Here is a 16,499-nt window from a genome sequence, read left to right as displayed (position 1 = left end):
GACGGGGTCGCCTTCGGGCGGCCCCGTTTTTTGCGGGAGACCGGGGAGAGGGGCGCGCATGACCCGCTCCGGTGCCGTGGGATGGCGTCTGCGCTATCCTATGGGTTTGTGGTGCGCGTTGTCGGGCGTGCGGGAATATTGCGTCTGCGAACGGGCATCCTGAAAGGGACAGGCGCCCAGTGGGCGGGTCCCGACGGGGGATTCGCGAAGCGAGAAGGGGTACGTGATGGCTAACGCCAATCTTAACAGGAAGGCCGCGGAGTTCATGCGTGGTCGCAACGGGGCCGACGAGCTCGCAGTCTGCGCCGGGCTTCTCGCCCTCGTGCTCGCAATCGTCGACGTCTTCGCCCGCCAGGTCTGGCTCACCGTGGTCGTCGTCCTCCTTGTCGCCTATGCCGTGTTCAGGATTGTCTCCCCTGACGTGGCCGCCCGTCGCAAGGAGAATGAGGCCGTGATGGAGCGTCTCGGGCCGGCCCGTCTGTGGTTGCGCAACCCCCCCGCTGCCCTGAAGGAGAGCCGCGAGTACAAGCATGCCCGCTGCCCGCGCTGCAACCAGGTGGTGCGCGTGCCGCGCGGCAAGGGACTGGTCAGGGTCACCTGCCCTCGTTGTGGCGAGAAGTTCGAGCTGCGCTCCTAGCCTTCGCGAGCAATCTGTTGGCACTCCCAGGCGCGGTCGGATTCGTCCGGCCGCGCCTGGCTTGTGCGGCTGGGGTCGTCGGCAACCAGCGATTTGATGGAAGCGAGAAGGGCGTCCCACCGTCATGCGATGATGGATGCCCGACGGACGGAAGAGGGGAGGGGTCATGTACGTGGTGTTTCTGGCGGGCGGCATCGCCTCGGGCAAGTCGACCGTCGCCCGTCTCCTTGCGGCCCGCGGGGCACGCGTGATCGACCTCGACCAGCTGTCTCGTGACGTCCTGGCTCCAGGCGAGCCGTGCCTCGTGGAGGTCGCGTCCGCCTTCGGGGCCGACCTGCTTGACTCCGTGACGGGAGAGCTCGACCGAGGGCTCCTGGCCCGTCGCGCGTTTGCGACGCCCGAGGGGACGTCCCGTCTCGAGGCCATCGAGCTCCCGCGCATCAAGTCCCGTCTGGGGCGGCTCCTCGACGAGGCCAGAGCCGAGGCGGCGCCTCCCACCTGCGTCGTGGTGGAGGTGCCCCTGCTCGACCGCGTCCAGGACCTGCTCGCGCTTGCCGAGGAGGTCCTGGTGGTGAGCTGCCCCGCTCCGACCAGGCTCGAGCGCGCGGTGACACGCGGCATGGACCGGGCGGACGCCGCAGCTCGCATGGCGCTGCAGCCTACGGACGAGTACCTTTCCGCCCACTGTGACGTCGAGCTCGCAAACGACTCGGACGAGGAGGGGCTTGCGGCAAAGGTCGATGCGTGGTGGGCGGAGCATGTTTCACGCTCATGGGCTCCCGCCCCAAGGAGGGGAGGGCCTGATGCGCCACGAGCGCTTCTTTAGGTGGTTCAGGACCATCCCCATCCTCGTGATGCTCGCGGTCTGCGCGCTCACCTTCGCCGCCGACCTCGCGCCCAGGCAGGTCGTGAGGCAGCTGCTCTTTCCCGTGAGCCATGCGAGCCAGATTAACGAGTCCTCGAGCAGGCATGGGGTCGATCCCTACCTGACCTGTGCCGTCATCAAGTGCGAATCGGGCTGGAACGCCGACGCGAGCTCGTCCGCGGGGGCGGTGGGGCTCATGCAGCTCCTGCCCGCCACCGCAAGCGAGATGGCGCGCCTGGGGCTCGTCGACTCCTCGCGCTACGACCCCAGCGAACTCACCGACCCAGCGACGAACATCGAGTACGGCACGGCATACCTAGCCTACCTGCAGAAGGCGCTGGGAAGCCGCGACGAGGTCATCGCCGCCTACAACGCGGGGGTGGGCAACGTCCAGGGCTGGCTCAGCGGCGGGGGAGAGATCTCGTCCAAGATCGAGTATGCCGAGACAGCCGCCTACCTGGTGCGCGTGAACGAGGCATATGACCGCTACCAGGAGCTGTACCCCGAAGGGGTGAGCGACTCCTCCCTTGCCCTCTCCTGACGGTCGGGGTCCTTGCCTGCCCATGGTGCATTGTCTGGCCCGATGCCCTGGCCGCACGCTGCTGCGGAGGTGCCGCCGAATGTGGGTACACTTGTTCCTGTGAGCAGACGGCGGGCAGCGCGCCCGCGAGGGAGGGGCAGCCATGCCGCAGGAACAGAAGCCGCGCACGTTCGTCTCTGACGAGGGGCAGACCATAAGCTACGAGCCCCTTGCCGGGACGGCGGAGGCCAAGGAGCGCTTCGGCGCCGAGCTCAAGCGCTTCGGCTTGGAGCACGGTGACGAGCGGCTAGAGGTCGTCTCTCCCTTCGAGCCCGCAGGTGACCAGCCCCAAGCCATCAAGAAGCTCAGCGAGGGCATCGAGCAGGGCCTGCGCTACCAGACGCTGCTGGGCGTCACCGGGTCGGGCAAGACCTTCTCCATGGCGAAGACCATCGAGGCGGTGCAGAAGCCCACGCTGATCATGGAACCCAACAAGACCCTCGCTGCCCAGGTGGCGAGCGAGATGAAGGAGCTCTTCCCCAACAACGCCGTCGTATATTTCGTGAGCTACTACGACTACTACCAGCCCGAGGCCTACGTCCCGCAGTCAGACACCTACATAGAGAAAGACGCCTCCATCAACGAGGAGGTGGAGAAGCTACGTCACCAGGCCACCTCGAGCCTCCTCAGCCGTCGGGACGTGATCGTGGTCGCGTCGGTGAGCTGCATCTATGGCATCGGCAGCCCGCAGGACTACGCGGGCCTCGCCCCCAACGTGGACAAGTCGCAGCCCCTGGAGCGCGACGACCTCATACGCGAGCTCATCGACATCCAGTACGACCGCAACGACTACGACCTCGCCCGTGGCAGCTTCCGCGTGCGCGGCGACACCGTGGACGTGTACCCGCCCTATGCGGAGAACCCCCTGCGCGTGAGCTTCTTTGGTGACGAGGTCGAGCTCATAGCCGAGATAGACAACGTGACGGGCGAGGTGGTGCGCGAGTACGACGCCATCCCCATCTGGCCCGCTTCCCACTACGTGACGGAGCGGCCCAAGGTGGCGCACGCGCTCAAGACCATCAGCGAGGAGCTGGAGGGGCGCGTGGCGGAGCTCAAGGCCAACGACATGCTGCTCGAGGCGCAGAGGCTCTCGCAACGCACGGCCTACGACCTCGAGATGCTCGAGACCATGGGCTATTGCTCGGGTATCGAGAACTACTCGCGTCACATGGACGGCCGCTCGGCGGGCGAGCCCCCCTACACGCTGATCGACTACTTCCCCCGCGACATGCTTTGCATCATCGACGAGTCGCACGTCACGGTCCCGCAGATCCGCGGCATGTACGAGGGCGATCGCGCGCGCAAGATAACCCTGGTGGACCACGGGTTCCGCCTGCCCTCGGCGCTGGACAACCGCCCGTTGCGCTTCGACGAGTTCGAGCAGCGCATCCCCCAGTTCGTCTACGTGTCCGCCACGCCGGGCGACTACGAGGAGGGCGTGAGCCAGCAGGAGGTCGAGCAGGTCATCAGGCCGACGGGGCTCTTGGACCCCGAGGTCGAGCTCAGGCCCGTCCGCGGCCAGATCGACGACCTCCTGGACGAGATTCGCGAGCGCACCGCCCGCAAGGAGCGCGTGCTGGTCACTACGCTGACCAAGCGCATGGCGGAGGACCTCACCGACCACCTCCTGGACGCCGGGGTCAAGGTCAACTACATGCACTCCGACACGGCGACCCTCGACCGCATAGAGATCATCCGCGACCTGCGCCTGGGCAGGATCGACGTCCTGGTGGGCATCAACCTGCTGAGGGAGGGCCTGGACATCCCCGAGGTCTCGCTCGTGGCGATCCTGGACGCCGACAAGGAGGGCTTCCTGCGCAACCGCCGCTCCCTCATCCAGACCATGGGCCGCGCCGCGCGCAACGCCCAGGGCAAGGTCATCATGTACGCGGACTCCGTGACCGACTCCATGCGCGTTGCCATGGACGAGACGGCCCGCCGACGCGGCATACAGCAGGCCTTCAACGCGGAGCACGGCATCACTCCCAAGACCATCAACAAGTCCATCACCGACGTGAAGAGCTTCATCGACGAGGCGTCACGGACCCTGGGGGACAAGTCGCGCGTGGACGGAGAGTTCTTCACGGCGGCGGGGGCTGCCGACGTGGCTGCGTCGCCCAAGGACCGCGAGGCGGTGGCCGATGCCGTGGCGGAGGAGCTGTCGGGACTCCCGAAGGACGAGCTCGCCCGCGTGCTCGGCGCGCTCGAGGACGAGATGATTCAGGCCTCAGCAGACATGGACTTCGAGAGGGCCGCCCTGCTGCGCGACCAGGTGGTAGCACTGCGCGCCAGGCTCGAGGGGGCGAGCGCCGAGGACGTGATAGCCCGGCTCAAGGCCACGGACCGCAAGGGGAGTGCACACGCCACGAGGCGCAGGTACAGGCCGAAGAAACACTAGGGACAAGCGAATCTTGCCGACGCTGGATTTACTGAATTGTGCGCGGCTTGAAGGTCGAAGAGTCAAGGAGAGACTGCAGGTCGGACTCAGTAGCGAGAGAGTAATCGCCCCGTATTGTTGCCTTGTAGGCACTCGCTATGGTGGCGTAGTCGATTGCGTGCTGAGCATCCCACTTTGATGCGATGGCATGCACGATTCCCGCAGAGAACATGCTTCCACAGCAAGAGAGGTCGGAGACGGAGACGCTCTCTTCCTTGGAGAAATAGGTCATCTCCTCGGTGATGATGGCGCCACGGAAGCTTGCGATGTCATAGCGGTCTGTGTCGCGTACGATGAAGGCGACATTTGCTATGTCAAATTTTCGCTGGAGGCTGCTCATGGTGTTCTGGCATACATTGAATACAGAATCACGATTTACCTGCGGCTTCTCCTCCAGTAGAAGGATGTCATCCTCGCTTGCCGTGAGCACGTCGACCAGAGGCAAGAGCTCTCTCAGCATCACTTTTGCGTCTGAGGGGCTCCACATGCTTGCACGATAATTTATATCAAATGCGACCTTTATCCCACGCCCTTTGCACGCAACGAGGCATTCCTTGCAGGCGATTCTCATCTCATTGGAGATGGCGGGAATGATCCCCGAAAGAAAGACCATCTCAATTCCGTTGAGAATATGGTCCCAGTCGAATTCATCATGGTTTGCGAGGGCAAGAGCGGTTCCCGTTCGGTCGTACGTGACAATAGTCGGCCTGATGGACTTCCCGCGCTCGACATAGTAGAGACCCACCCTGCCCGGCCCCCTCAAGACGTTCGAGGTGTTGATGCCATATGCAGAGAGGGACATCAGGGCATTTTCGCCTATGCGGTTGGTAGACGTTTTCGATGCGTAGAAAACTTCGTCCCCCTGCATGGAGAGAGAGGCTGCGACTGTTGCCTCGGCACCGGAATAAGAGATTTCCATCATATGTGCGTCTTCGAGACGCTCGTGAGCATCTGTGGCGAGACGGACGAGAGACTCGCCGAAGCAGAGGATTCTCATGGGGCTTCCTAACGGTGCGTACAATCACACAAAGCGGATGCTCTGTCTGAGGAAGGACACATATCAGTATCGTGGCTTACGGGTGTGGGACACCTTCTTGCTCTGGAGAGTCTTCACAAAGTCGACGCCTTCCTTTGCCGTAATCGCGTCGGTCACGGAGCTGAACTGAACGCGGATGGGTGAGAATCCCAGGTCCATATTCGCTTGCGCCAAGCGAATTTGTTTCTTGCTGAGTGTTCCCAACCAGGCATTCAGGTTAACTGGGTCGGCACAGAGGTAATCCCCGCTTTTTAGCTTGAGGAGATAGACGTCGCTGATTTCGTCCCAAGGGGTAAAGCCTGACGACATCGAGTTGGTGTAGTCGGTAATTCCATGCTCGTCTAAAATGATTGCCTTTCGCTTCACGACGAATTCGTAGCTGTTGAAGACAATGATCGCGATGGCAGTCGGAAGTCCTAGATATCCCATGCCTATGCGCATCAGGAGCTCGTTGTCTGCATAAGGCAGGGGGGCGAAGATGCAGAAGAGTGCGGTCGTGAAGAGGCATATGCCCATGAATACGAGAGCAATGTACTTCATTGCGTTCCGCTTCACGACGAGACTCTTTTTTGACTTGCTGGCGCTTGTCATCTTTTCGGGCATGGATAACCTCCCGTGGGGCTTCTTCGAAACAGGTCTGTAGTGGAGCCTCTTCTATACGAACAGTCTAGCTAGAAGTCAGGTTCTGCTCATGGAGTTGCCACATAATATATGAAGAAAGTGTGTACAAAATAATCGATACAGCCTAAGTAAGTCTAAGGAAGTGTCAAATAATAGACAAATTGTGTAGAAGAGATGAATTAGTCCAATTTGTACGTAAATCGAAAATTAGAAATGTGTGAAAGATATGATTGGACACAAGTAGTGGGTCTGTGGCTGAGGGGCGATTGGCCGCTACGCATGACCTAATAATCTCGACTGGTACGCGAGTGCATGGGGAGGGGGTAAGAATGGCTAAGAAGTTCATTGTGGGTGTCACTGCTTGCCAGATTGGTATTGCTCATACCTTCATGGCGGCGGAATCACTCGCTCAGGCGCTTGAGGAACTGGGTTGCGAGGCGAAGATTGAGACCCAGGGGGCAACGGGCGCCGAGAACGTGGTGACCGAAGAGGATATCGCCCACGCTGACGGCGCGATTATTGCGGCCGATGTCAAGATCAAGGGCAAGGAGCGCTTCGATCCTGTGCCCACGCTGGTGTGCAAAACCAAGGAAGTCATGACGGTTGCAGCGGCTAAGTCTGTGGTGGAAGAGCTTTTGGAGGCGATTAACTAATGGCAGAAATACAGCGTAAGGGCGCAAAGAAGCAGACAGAGGGACAAAAGATCTGGGATGCAGTTCTGACCGGCGTTTCCTACATGATTCCTTTCATTGTTGGTGGTGGCGTTCTTTGGGGCGTTGCCAAGGCAATGGGCGGCTACAACATTGCTGCTGACATGGCAAAGATCACCTATGATCAGTACACGCCTGCCATGACCATTTATGCCATCGGAAGTGCAATCTTCAACGTTTGTGTGCCCATCATTGGTGCCTACATCGCATATGCCTTGGCTGATAAGCCTGGTCTTGCTCCCGGCTTTGCAGTGGGCGTTATTTCCAACACGATCAAGGCGGGCTTTCTGGGGGCTGTCATCGGTGGCATCCTTGCGGGCTATGTCGTGATTTGGCTCAAAGAGCTTTCCAAAAAGGTTCCTAGTTCAGTCCAATCTGTCTTTCCAATTCTGATTATTCCCGTGGTTGGCACCGCCGTCACTTCCTTGCTCATGTGGTACGTCATCGGTGTGCCCATCAGCTGGCTTATGACTTCCATCTCTGGTGCCCTTATGAACCTTCAGGGCGTGGGCGGCTTCGTCTTCGGTGCTGCTATCGGCGCTGGTATGTCCATTGACCAAGGCGGCCCGGTCAGCAAGGCAGTTGCGCTCGTTGCTAATGGACTTAATGCCGATGGAATCTACGGCCCCGCTGCCTGCAAGATGTGTGGTGGCATGCAGAACCCCCTGGGCGTTTGCATTGCGCAGATTATTGATCGCTTTACCGGCAAGAAAAAGTTCACCGAAAAGGAGCGCTCGACCACGCTTTCCGGCCTTGTTCTGGCTTGCTGCTACATTCAGGAGTACGTCATTCCGTTCCTGGTGCAGGATACGTGGCGCTGCCTCGTTCCCTGCATGATCGGTGGCGCCATCTCCGGTGGCCTGGCTGGCTTCTTTGCCCTTGAGTCTCCTGCAGTCCATGGTGGCGTTTTTGTCATCGCCATGATGAGCAATCCGCTTCAGTTCATCCTGTTCTGGTTTGCTGGCGCTCTCGTAACCGGCGTTCTGTACTTCCTGCTTCGCAAGCCTGTCGAGCAGGATCAGGAAATGGGCGAGAACGGCGTTCTGGACAAGCTGCTTGGCTAAAGAGCCTGCTTGTTACCTGGGCGGGGGACACCCCGCTTTCCCGCCCAGGTCGCCTTGATTCGTCGAGGATGGCAAAGAGAGCGCTCGAAGCCGTTGTCTTGGCCAGCAGAACACTCATGCTTCGCCTATTGTCTGGCCCTCGCTCGCGAGCAGAGAAGGTTTGCGTCCGAGCACGATACAGCCGGATTCGAATGGGCATTGGAGGAAGCTCTCATGTACGTGTCTCTAAAGGAAATGTTGTATCACGCCTCCGTCAACCGTTACGCAGTTCCTGCACCGAACTGTCCCGATCTGAACCTCGTGCATTCGGCGCTAAAGGCTGCCGAGGCCGAGCGGTCAGCCGTCATCATTGATGTGTCTCCCCGTCAGATGAAGCTTAATGCCCCTGCAGAGGCTTTCGTCCCCATGGTGAAGGCCCTGGCAGAGCCCCTGAATGTTCCTGTGACGCTGCAACTTGATCATGGAGCTGAGTTCGAGGACATCTGTCGCTGCATTCGTGCGGGTTTTTCCAGTGTAATGTGTGACGCGTCGAGCTTCTCTTTCGAGGAGAACGTTCGTCGCGTTCAGCAAATCGTTGCCTTTGCCCATGCTCATGGCGCATCCGTTGAGGCAGAATTGGGTCACGTTGGACAGGCAGCAGAGGGCGATGGCCGCACTGCCGACATGTACACGCAGGTTGACATGGCCGTCGAGTTCATCGAGCGTACAAATTGCGATGCCTTGGCCGTTGCCATTGGCACGGCCCATGGGCACTACCCTGAGGGGTATGTCCCCAAACTCGACTTCAACCGTCTCGCTCAGATCAAAGAGGCCGTCGGAGACTTCCCTCTCGTTCTGCACGGTGGTTCAGGGTCTGGTGACGAAAACTTCCAGAAGGCTGTCGCGAACGGCATCAACAAGGTGAATCTTTGGACTGGATACGGTGCCGCATACGTCTCGGCGCTGCGTGACTACCTCGCCTCAAACGAATCCCCGGATTACCTCTTCGTCTCCCTTGATGCAGAGGAGAAGGCTCAAGAGTGGCTCAGCCGCTACATGCGCCTCTTTGGCAGCTCCGACCGCTATCAGTTTGACGGCGGAAGGATGGAAGAGACCGACTAGGGCTTCCCAGCTATCGCGCGGGTTCTTGAGCTGGGCCAGCGAATTGGACGCATCATTTATTTTGCATCTTCATAGGGGTTGATAGGGTGATTCGTGGTACCGACACATGGAACAGGGGGCTGTGGACGGGCATGTCCGACCTTCGGGTCGGGGCGCGGCACATCCAAAGCTTCCTAGACATGCCTGCCTGTCCCTATGACTCGCTCGCCAACAGCGCCGGGGTGAGTCCCTCGAGCATAGCCCTCGTCGACGATTGGGGACATCGAATTTCGTATCGGGAGCTCCTGTTCCGTGTCGATGGCTTTGCCTCCTGGCTCCACAGCGAGAGGGGAGTAAGGGCTGGGTCACATGTTGCCGTGCTCATGTTCGCCGACGTCGAGTTTGCGGTCGCGCTCTATGCCCTTTCGAAGTTGCGTGCGGTGTGCGTCCCTCTCCCAACCAAATACCGCAAGCCGGAGATCGTCTCGCTCATGGACTCGGCTGACATCACCCACGTCATCTGTGACGAGCGCTTCGAGTCCTGGGCAAAGGACTTTCCTGTCTCGGTGGAGGGACTGGTGGTATCACGAGGTCCCGAAGATGGCGATGGCTTTGCAGGCATGAGTGGTGACGCGTTCCTCCCAGAGGCCCCGGCGCTCGAGGACCCCGCGATTCTAATGTTCACAAGTGGTACCACCTCATGCTCGAAGGGTGTCGTACTGCGCAATTACAATCTGATGCACGCGGCTACAGTCTACGCGCGCCTCATGCGTACGGTCCCTACGGACTCATGCCTCATACCGATTCCCATCTATCACGTCACAGGACTCATTGCCCTTCTCCTACAGTTTGTCCTGGTGGGAGCTACAACCTACCTACAGCGCTTCTTTGACGCCCGGCGCGTGCTGGAGTGCGTGAGGGACGAGGAGATCACCTACCTACATGGCTCGCCGACCTCCTTTGCCGAGCTCCTTCCCCTGCGGCCCGAGTTCCCATATCTTCCGAGCGTTCGCGCGATGCTATCGGGTTCGAGCTATGAGCCCGTAGAGAAGATGCGTGCCTTCCACGCCTGGATGCCGACGGCGTCCTTTCAGGTGGTCTACGGCCTCACCGAGACTGCCTCACCCGCCCTTCTCTTCCCCTATGACTCTCCTACGTCAGTGTTTGCTGGCGCCACGGGCAAACCCGTTCCTGGGGTCGAGGCACGCATCGTGGACGAGGATGGCCGTGAGGTCGCCTCTGGCGAGGCGGGGGAGCTCCAGCTTCGCGGCGCCTGCGTCAGCGAGGGTTACTACCGCCGTCAGGACCCCGCGTTTGGCGTGGACGGCTGGTTTGCGACCGGGGACATCGCCTATGCGAACGACGAGGGAATGGTTTGGGTCGTAGACCGGAAGAAGGACATGATCAACCGTGGGGGGGAGAAGGTCTGGTGCAGCGCTCTCGAGGAGGTTCTCTCGGAGGTTGATGGCGTTTCTCAGAGCTGTGCCGCCGCCCTTCCAGACGAGCTCTACGGGGAGGTTCCCATCGCCGCGGTCGTCCGTGAGCCCGGTTCGACTGTGGGGGAGGACGACATCAAGGAGGCACTTGCGGGTCGCATCGCTCACTTCAAGATCCCCGTTCACATAGTGTTCGTCGACAAGATTCCGCAAACCAGGGGAGAGAAGCCCGATCGTCGCGCCGTGAGTGACGCCGTTCGTGCTCAGATCTCCGGACATTCGAACGCTGGCCACAGCTCCTAGGAGAGGACGTCATGGCAGACAAGAACCTCAAAGCCGAATTCGTGACTCCAGAGGAGGTCGCGGCATCGATTCCTGACAACAGCACTATCTGCACGATTGGGATGACGCTCGTCTCCGCCTCGGAGTCAAACCTCAAGGCAATCGAGCGGCGCTTCGTCGAGACGGGACACCCCTGCGGTCTCACGCTCTTGCACTCCTGCGGCCAGTCCGACCGAGCCCGCGGCATTCAGCACCTCGCCTATGAGGGCCTTGTCACGCGAATAATCGGTTCGCACTGGGGCCTGCAGCCACGGTGGATGGACATGATTGCCAATAACCAGGTCGAGGCCTACTGCCTGCCCCAGGGCCAGATCGCGCAACTCTATCGCGCCATGGCATGTGGGCTTCCAGGCAAGATGAGCAAGGTGGGGCTGGGCACGTTCATAGATCCGCGTGTCGAGGGCGGCAAGATGAACGAACGCACCATGCCACTTGAGGACATGTCCGAGATCGTGGAGCTTCATGGCGAAGAGTTCATGTTCTACAAGGAGGTCCCCATCGATACGCTGCTCATTCGTGGCACGGTCTGCGACGAGATGGGCAACATGACGACGACCGACGAGGCCATGAAGCTCGAGGTGTTCAACGCGGTCCTGGCGACGAAGCGCTATGGCGGAAGGGTTATCGCCCAGGTGAGGGAGGTCGCTCAGACGGGGACGATTAACCCCAAGGACGTGACGGTTCCCGGAGTGTTCATCGACCAGGTCGTCGTGTGCCCCGACCCAGAGGAGGACCACCGCATGACGTCCTCCTTCTACTATGACCCCTCCTACATCGGCAAGCTCCGCGTTCCCGAACAGGACATCGATCCCGCGCCATTCAACGTGCGCAAGTTCATCGCTCGTCGGGGCTGCCAGGAGCTCTATCCGGGTGCGATCGTAAATCTGGGAACGGGAATTCCAAACGACATGGTAGGACGCGTCTGCGCGGAAGAGGGTGTCTCCGACAAGGTCATGATTACCGTCGAGAGTGGCATCTATGGTGGTGTGCAGCTCGGTGGCATTGACTTTGGCATCGGGCAGAACCTTCTCGCAATGGTCCCGCATCCCGAGCAGTTCGACTTCTATGACGGAGCGGGCTGCGACGTGACCTTCATGGGCCTTGGTGAGCTCGACGGTGACGGCAACATCAATTCGACCAAGATGGGTCCGCGCTGCGCCGGGGCAGGTGGGTTTGTCGACATCACTCAGAACGCCAAGACCGTGGTCTTCCTGGGGATCTTCACGGCAAAGGGGGCCAAGTACCGTTTTGAGGATGACCGCCTGATCATCGAGCAAGAGGGTGCAATTCGCAAAATGGTCAAGCATGTCGGCCAACTCTCCTTCAATGGTCCTGCATCGCGTAGGAGTCCTCAGAGGGTTGTCATAGTTACGGAACGCGCGGTGTTCGAGCTCGCCCCCGAGGGCGTGGTGCTTACCGAGATTGCCCCGGGCATCGACCTCGAGTCTCAGGTCCTGAACATGATGGACTTCGAGCCCATCGTCTCTCCCGACCTCAAGGCCATGGACCTCTCCCTGTTCAGGCGGGATGGTCCCTGCGGGCTGGCGGAGTCGATCCTGGCAAAGTGACAGCAGCCATCAGGGCGCTTCAGCACATGCGAGACTCGTTTGGTATAAGACAAAAGAAGGAGAACATCATGACAGCCAAGAAGGTTGCAGTTATCGGTTCCGGTCTCATGGGCGGCGGCATTGCCCAGCTCTGTGCGCAGTCCGGCTTCGAGACGATCAACATTGATATCGCAGAGGCTCCCCTTGCCAAAGCGCAGGCCCTCGTTGGCAAACTTCTCTCCAAGAAGGTTGCGAAGGGCCGCATGACGGAGGACGAGAAGTCGATAGTAATGGGTCGCCTGACCTACACCACGGACTACGGCAGCCTTGCCGATGCCGACGTCGTTATTGAGGCGGTTCCCGAGCGTCTGGACTTCAAGCAGAGCACTTTCAAGAATATTGATGCGCACGCCAAGGACGAGGCCGTGCTTCTTACTAACACATCGGGAATCAACATCAACGACATAGCCTCCGCGACCAAGCGTCCCGAGTCCGTATTGGGCATGCACTTCTTCTACCCTGCTCCCGTCATGAAACTTGCTGAGCTCATTCGGGGCGAGAAGACCTCAGACGAGGCGTATGTAGTCGCAAAGGAATTCGCCACTGCCATTGGCAAGACGACGGTCGATGCCCCCAACCAGCCGGGGTTCATCGTTAATCGCATCATCGTCCCATACCAGAACGAAGGCGCCTTCCTCGTTTCCGAGGGCTGCACTCCATCGGATGTTGACACTGCAATGAAGCTTGGGTGTAACCATCCCATGGGCCCCTGCGAGCTCATGGACTTCACGGGCATCGATGTGGTCTATGCGACCATGAAGGGCCTCTATGACAACTTCCATGACGAGAAGTACCGTCCCTGCCCCCTGCTCAAAGAGATGATTGACGCCGGAACCCTCGGACGTAAGACGGGCAAGGGCTTCTACGACTACTCCGATTAGAGCATGTATTGATGTGGCGAAGCAGCCTCGTCTCAGCGCGATGCCACCTGATACTCAGATAGCTATCAATCGACCAGGTACGACAAGGAGATTCCCATGAACCGTGAATTCGAGAAGAGCCCCGATGACATCGTGATAGTTTCCGGAGCTCGCACCCCTGTCGGAAAGTATGGCGGAACCCTCATGTCGATGAGCGCCATCGACATGGGCGCACTCGCTGTCTCCGAGGCGGTCAAGCGTGCTGGAATCGATTCCTCCCAGGTGGGCGAGGTCATCATCGGAAACGTCGGCGGCTGGGGTCCCAATGGGTTTTTGGCTCGTGCTATCTCGCTGAAGGCGGGCATGCCGCAGGAGACAACTGCATATTCCGTCAATCGCCAGTGCGGCTCGTCGCTGCAGGCAATTGCTGACGCATTGCAGGAGATCAAGACCGGTTTTCGGGATGTCGTGGTCGCGGGCGGTACTGAGAGCCTCTCGCAGCTGCCCTATTACGTGACCGACGCGCGCTGGGGCGCTCGCATGGGCAACAAGGTCTTCGAGGATGGCGTCATCGATGCACTCGTCTGGCCGCTCGATGGCAACCACAATGGCATCACTGCCGAGAACGTTGCCAAGAAGTTCAACGTGAGTCGTGAGGAGCAGGATGCCTTCGCTGCTCGCTCGCAGCAGCGTGCCTGCGCCGCCGTGAAAGAGGGCGTCTTCAAGGACGAAATCGTTCCTGTGGAGATTAAGGGGCGCAAGGGGAAGGTCACGGTGTTCGATACGGACGAGGGACCGCGTGAGGGCTCTACCGTCGAGTCGCTTGCCCGTCTCAAGCCATGCTTCGTCTTTGACGGCACGGGCACGGTCACCGCAGGCAACTCCTCGACTCTGAATGACGCTGCAGCCGCGGTGGTTGTCATGAAGCGCTCCAAGGCCGAGGAGCTTGGCTGCGCCCCCATGGTCACGATCCGTGGTTGGGCGGTTGCGGGTTATGATGCCACGCTCATGGGCTACTCGCCCTACTTCTCCACCAAGCAGCTTTGCAAGCAGCTTGGCCTGGACGCAAAGGCTATCGACTTCTTCGAGATCAACGAAGCCTTTGCGTCACAGGCCTTTGCCGTGACTCGTGACCTTGGCCTTGATGACGAGAAGGTCAACATCTATGGAGGCGGCATCTCTATTGGCCATCCCATCGGAGCGACGGGTGCCGTTCTTGCTCTCAAGTGTGCCTACGAGCTCTCGAGGCGCCATCCCGAAAAGAGGGACGCTATGGTCTCGATGTGCATCGGAGGCGGTCAGGGTATCTCGATGTACTTCACTCAGGGTTAAGGCGACTACTGTCGGGCTCAACGTGAGCAGGCGCTGGGAAGGTCTGCATCTCGCAAGGAGGGGCTAGAAATGATTAATTTCGATTACTGCGTTCCTACCAAGGTCGTCTTCGGCCATGGTGTGGAATCTAACGTTGGCAAGTACGTAAAGGAATTTGGTGGCACCAAAGCGATGATTCACTGGGGTGGCGACTACGTTCGCGACACGGGGCTCCTCGATCGCGTTGAGAAGAGCCTTTCTGCCGAGGGAATCGGTTACGTCGAGTTTGAGGGCGTCGTTCCAAACCCCCGCCTCTCTACGGCAAAGGAAGGCTTGGCGCTTGCCAAGAGAGAGGGAGTGGACTTTCTTCTTGCCATTGGCGGAGGCTCTGCAATCGACTCGTCTAAGACCATCGCCTATGGCCTTGCCAATGACTTTGAGCTTGAGGATCTGTTCCTGGGTAAGGTTTCAACCGATAGAATTGCCGGTCTTGGAGCCATCTCGACCCTTGCGGGCACTGGCTCCGAGACGTCGAACTCTACGGTCATCAACATCGACACCATGGGCGACGTTGAGCTGAAGCGCTCCTACAACCACGAATGCGCACGTCCCAAGTTCGCAATCATGGATCCCGAGCTCACGTATACGGTCCCTGCGTGGCAGACCGCTGCTGCAGGTTGCGACATCATGATGCACACCATGGAGCGCTTCTTCACCACGGTTTCTCACACGGAGCTTATCGATCAGATGTCGCTTGGCTTGCTTCGTGCGGTCAAGACCGCCATCCCCCTGGCGCTCGCCGAGCCTGATGACTATGATGCCCGCGCAACGCTGCTCTGGGCAGGCTCTCTTTCCCATAACGGCCTCACTGGAACGGGACAGCAAGGTGACTTTGCCTCCCATGCCATCGAACATGAGATGGGTGCCCTCTATAACTGCACCCATGGCGCCGGCCTGTGTGCCATGTGGTCGAGCTGGGCGCGTTACGTCATTGACGTTCGTCCCGAGCGTTTCGCCCAGTTTGGCGTTGAGGTCTTTGGTGTTGTCAACGATTATTCCGACCCTAAGGGTACCGGCCTGCGTGGCATTGAGGCGTGGGAGAAGTTCTGTAAGTCAGTTGGCATGCCGGTGCGCATGAGCGAGTTGGCCATCAATCCGACTGACGAGGAGATTCGCCATATGGCCCAGGGTGCCATCGATGCGCGTGGCGGCGACCATTGCGGCTCCTTCATGGAGCTCCGCGTTGACGATGTAGTAAAGATTCTTGAGATGGCCAGGTAGCCAGTCGGACTATTGTCCGAGCCATGTCTTCATCAAGAAGGGTCGGCGCCAGGCGCGCCGATCCTTCTCTTAAACAAACCTTCGGGAAAGGAAAATGTCATGCCAGATTTTATTCAGGAGTCAAACATCTTTCCTGAGCAGAGCCTTGCAGACAGAGACGGTGTCCTTCGATTCATCTCGGACAGGGCTGCCGATCTAGGCATTACTGACGACGCAGACGGAACCTACGAGGCTTTCCAGTATCGGGAGAGTCTCGACATGACTGGCATGCTCGAAGGCTTCGCTATTCCTCATGCGAAGTGTGCCTGCATCAAGCGTGCGGCAGTGATTATGGTCAAGAACGATCGTCCGGTCGCATGGCCGAGCTTCGATGATGTCGACTGCGATATCTTCATAGCACTGCTTGTGCCTGAGCTCGAAGCAGGTACGACCCACATTAAGTTGCTCTCCAAAACGGCAGTGCTGCTAACTAAGGATGAATTCCGGAAAAAGGTTCGCGAGACAGACGACTCCGCCGAAATCGCTCGAATGATCAATGAGGGAGTAGGCGCATAGCAGCGTTATTGGTCGAGGGTGGCCCTTTCCGTGATCATCTTCCATCCCGTCCCTCTTGCTTCCATTGTCTTATCCCC

At 59.5% G+C, this 16,499-nt stretch carries 15 protein-coding genes; 13 read left to right on the top strand and 2 right to left on the bottom strand.

The window, feature by feature from the left end; translation table 11 throughout:
* Positions 1–226: 226 nt before the first annotated feature.
* The 4 genes from HMPREF1008_RS00505 to uvrB all read left to right on the top strand — a co-directional run bounded on the left by HMPREF1008_RS00505 (position 227) and on the right by uvrB (position 4,480).
* Positions 227–637: a hypothetical protein gene (locus tag HMPREF1008_RS00505; RefSeq protein ID WP_009277883.1), complete on the top strand. Its 411-nt coding sequence runs from the start codon at positions 227–229 to the stop codon at positions 635–637.
* A gap of 166 nt (positions 638–803) precedes the next feature.
* Positions 804–1,463, top strand: coding sequence for a dephospho-CoA kinase (gene coaE / locus HMPREF1008_RS00500; protein ID WP_009277882.1), 660 nt, complete (start codon positions 804–806; stop codon positions 1,461–1,463).
* Positions 1,441–2,043, top strand: coding sequence for a lytic transglycosylase domain-containing protein (locus HMPREF1008_RS00495; RefSeq protein ID WP_009277881.1), 603 nt, complete (start codon positions 1,441–1,443; stop codon positions 2,041–2,043). Before coaE ends, HMPREF1008_RS00495 begins: the two co-directional genes overlap by 23 nt.
* Before the next feature lie 142 nt (positions 2,044–2,185).
* Positions 2,186–4,480 carry an excinuclease ABC subunit UvrB gene (gene uvrB, locus HMPREF1008_RS00490; RefSeq protein WP_009277880.1) on the top strand — a complete coding sequence of 765 codons (2,295 nt, stop codon included), beginning with the start codon at positions 2,186–2,188 and terminating at the stop codon, positions 4,478–4,480.
* A gap of 28 nt (positions 4,481–4,508) precedes the next feature.
* Here uvrB and HMPREF1008_RS00485 read toward each other — a convergent pair whose 3' ends face one another.
* Positions 4,509–5,516: a sugar kinase gene (locus tag HMPREF1008_RS00485; RefSeq protein WP_009277879.1), complete on the bottom strand. Its 1,008-nt coding sequence runs from the start codon at positions 5,514–5,516 to the stop codon at positions 4,509–4,511.
* Between the two features lie 63 nt (positions 5,517–5,579).
* The gene (locus HMPREF1008_RS00475) at positions 5,580–6,158 is read right to left on the bottom strand and encodes an STM3941 family protein (protein WP_009277878.1); all 579 of its coding nucleotides are present in this window, start codon (positions 6,156–6,158) and stop codon (positions 5,580–5,582) included.
* Positions 6,159–6,505: 347 nt separating this feature from the next.
* On the opposite strand from HMPREF1008_RS00475, the gene HMPREF1008_RS00470 reads away from it, so the two are divergent.
* The 9 genes from HMPREF1008_RS00470 to HMPREF1008_RS00430 all read left to right on the top strand — a co-directional run bounded on the left by HMPREF1008_RS00470 (position 6,506) and on the right by HMPREF1008_RS00430 (position 16,422).
* Positions 6,506–6,829 (top strand): PTS fructose transporter subunit IIB, encoded by a 324-nt coding sequence (locus HMPREF1008_RS00470; protein ID WP_009277877.1) that lies wholly within the window; start codon positions 6,506–6,508, stop codon positions 6,827–6,829.
* Positions 6,829–7,950, top strand: a complete 1,122-nt coding sequence (locus HMPREF1008_RS00465; RefSeq protein WP_009277876.1) for a PTS fructose transporter subunit IIC — start codon at positions 6,829–6,831, stop codon at positions 7,948–7,950. Before HMPREF1008_RS00470 ends, HMPREF1008_RS00465 begins: the two co-directional genes overlap by 1 nt.
* A gap of 213 nt (positions 7,951–8,163) precedes the next feature.
* Positions 8,164–9,051, top strand: a complete 888-nt coding sequence (locus HMPREF1008_RS00460; RefSeq protein ID WP_009277875.1) for a class II fructose-bisphosphate aldolase — start codon at positions 8,164–8,166, stop codon at positions 9,049–9,051.
* A gap of 131 nt (positions 9,052–9,182) precedes the next feature.
* Positions 9,183–10,769, top strand: coding sequence for a class I adenylate-forming enzyme family protein (locus tag HMPREF1008_RS00455; RefSeq protein ID WP_009277874.1), 1,587 nt, complete (start codon positions 9,183–9,185; stop codon positions 10,767–10,769).
* Positions 10,770–10,780: 11 nt separating this feature from the next.
* Entirely contained in the window at positions 10,781–12,376 is a 1,596-nt protein-coding gene (locus tag HMPREF1008_RS00450) for an acyl CoA:acetate/3-ketoacid CoA transferase (RefSeq protein ID WP_009277873.1), read from the top strand.
* A 68-nt stretch (positions 12,377–12,444) separates the two neighbouring features.
* Positions 12,445–13,296 (top strand): 3-hydroxyacyl-CoA dehydrogenase family protein, encoded by an 852-nt coding sequence (locus tag HMPREF1008_RS00445; protein ID WP_009277872.1) that lies wholly within the window; start codon positions 12,445–12,447, stop codon positions 13,294–13,296.
* Between the two features lie 96 nt (positions 13,297–13,392).
* A complete protein-coding gene (locus tag HMPREF1008_RS00440; protein ID WP_009277871.1) occupies positions 13,393–14,607 on the top strand; it encodes a thiolase family protein in 1,215 nt (404 codons plus the stop codon).
* A 69-nt stretch (positions 14,608–14,676) separates the two neighbouring features.
* Positions 14,677–15,867 (top strand): iron-containing alcohol dehydrogenase, encoded by a 1,191-nt coding sequence (locus HMPREF1008_RS00435; RefSeq protein ID WP_009277870.1) that lies wholly within the window; start codon positions 14,677–14,679, stop codon positions 15,865–15,867.
* 99 nt (positions 15,868–15,966) lie between these two features.
* Positions 15,967–16,422 (top strand): PTS sugar transporter subunit IIA, encoded by a 456-nt coding sequence (locus HMPREF1008_RS00430; protein ID WP_009277869.1) that lies wholly within the window; start codon positions 15,967–15,969, stop codon positions 16,420–16,422.
* Positions 16,423–16,499 lie beyond the last annotated feature (77 nt).

The sequence above is a fragment of the Olsenella sp. oral taxon 809 str. F0356 genome (assembly GCF_000233535.1).
Taxonomy (GTDB): domain Bacteria; phylum Actinomycetota; class Coriobacteriia; order Coriobacteriales; family Atopobiaceae; genus Olsenella_I; species Olsenella_I phocaeensis.
This window is presented reverse-complemented; position numbering and strand designations above follow the sequence as displayed.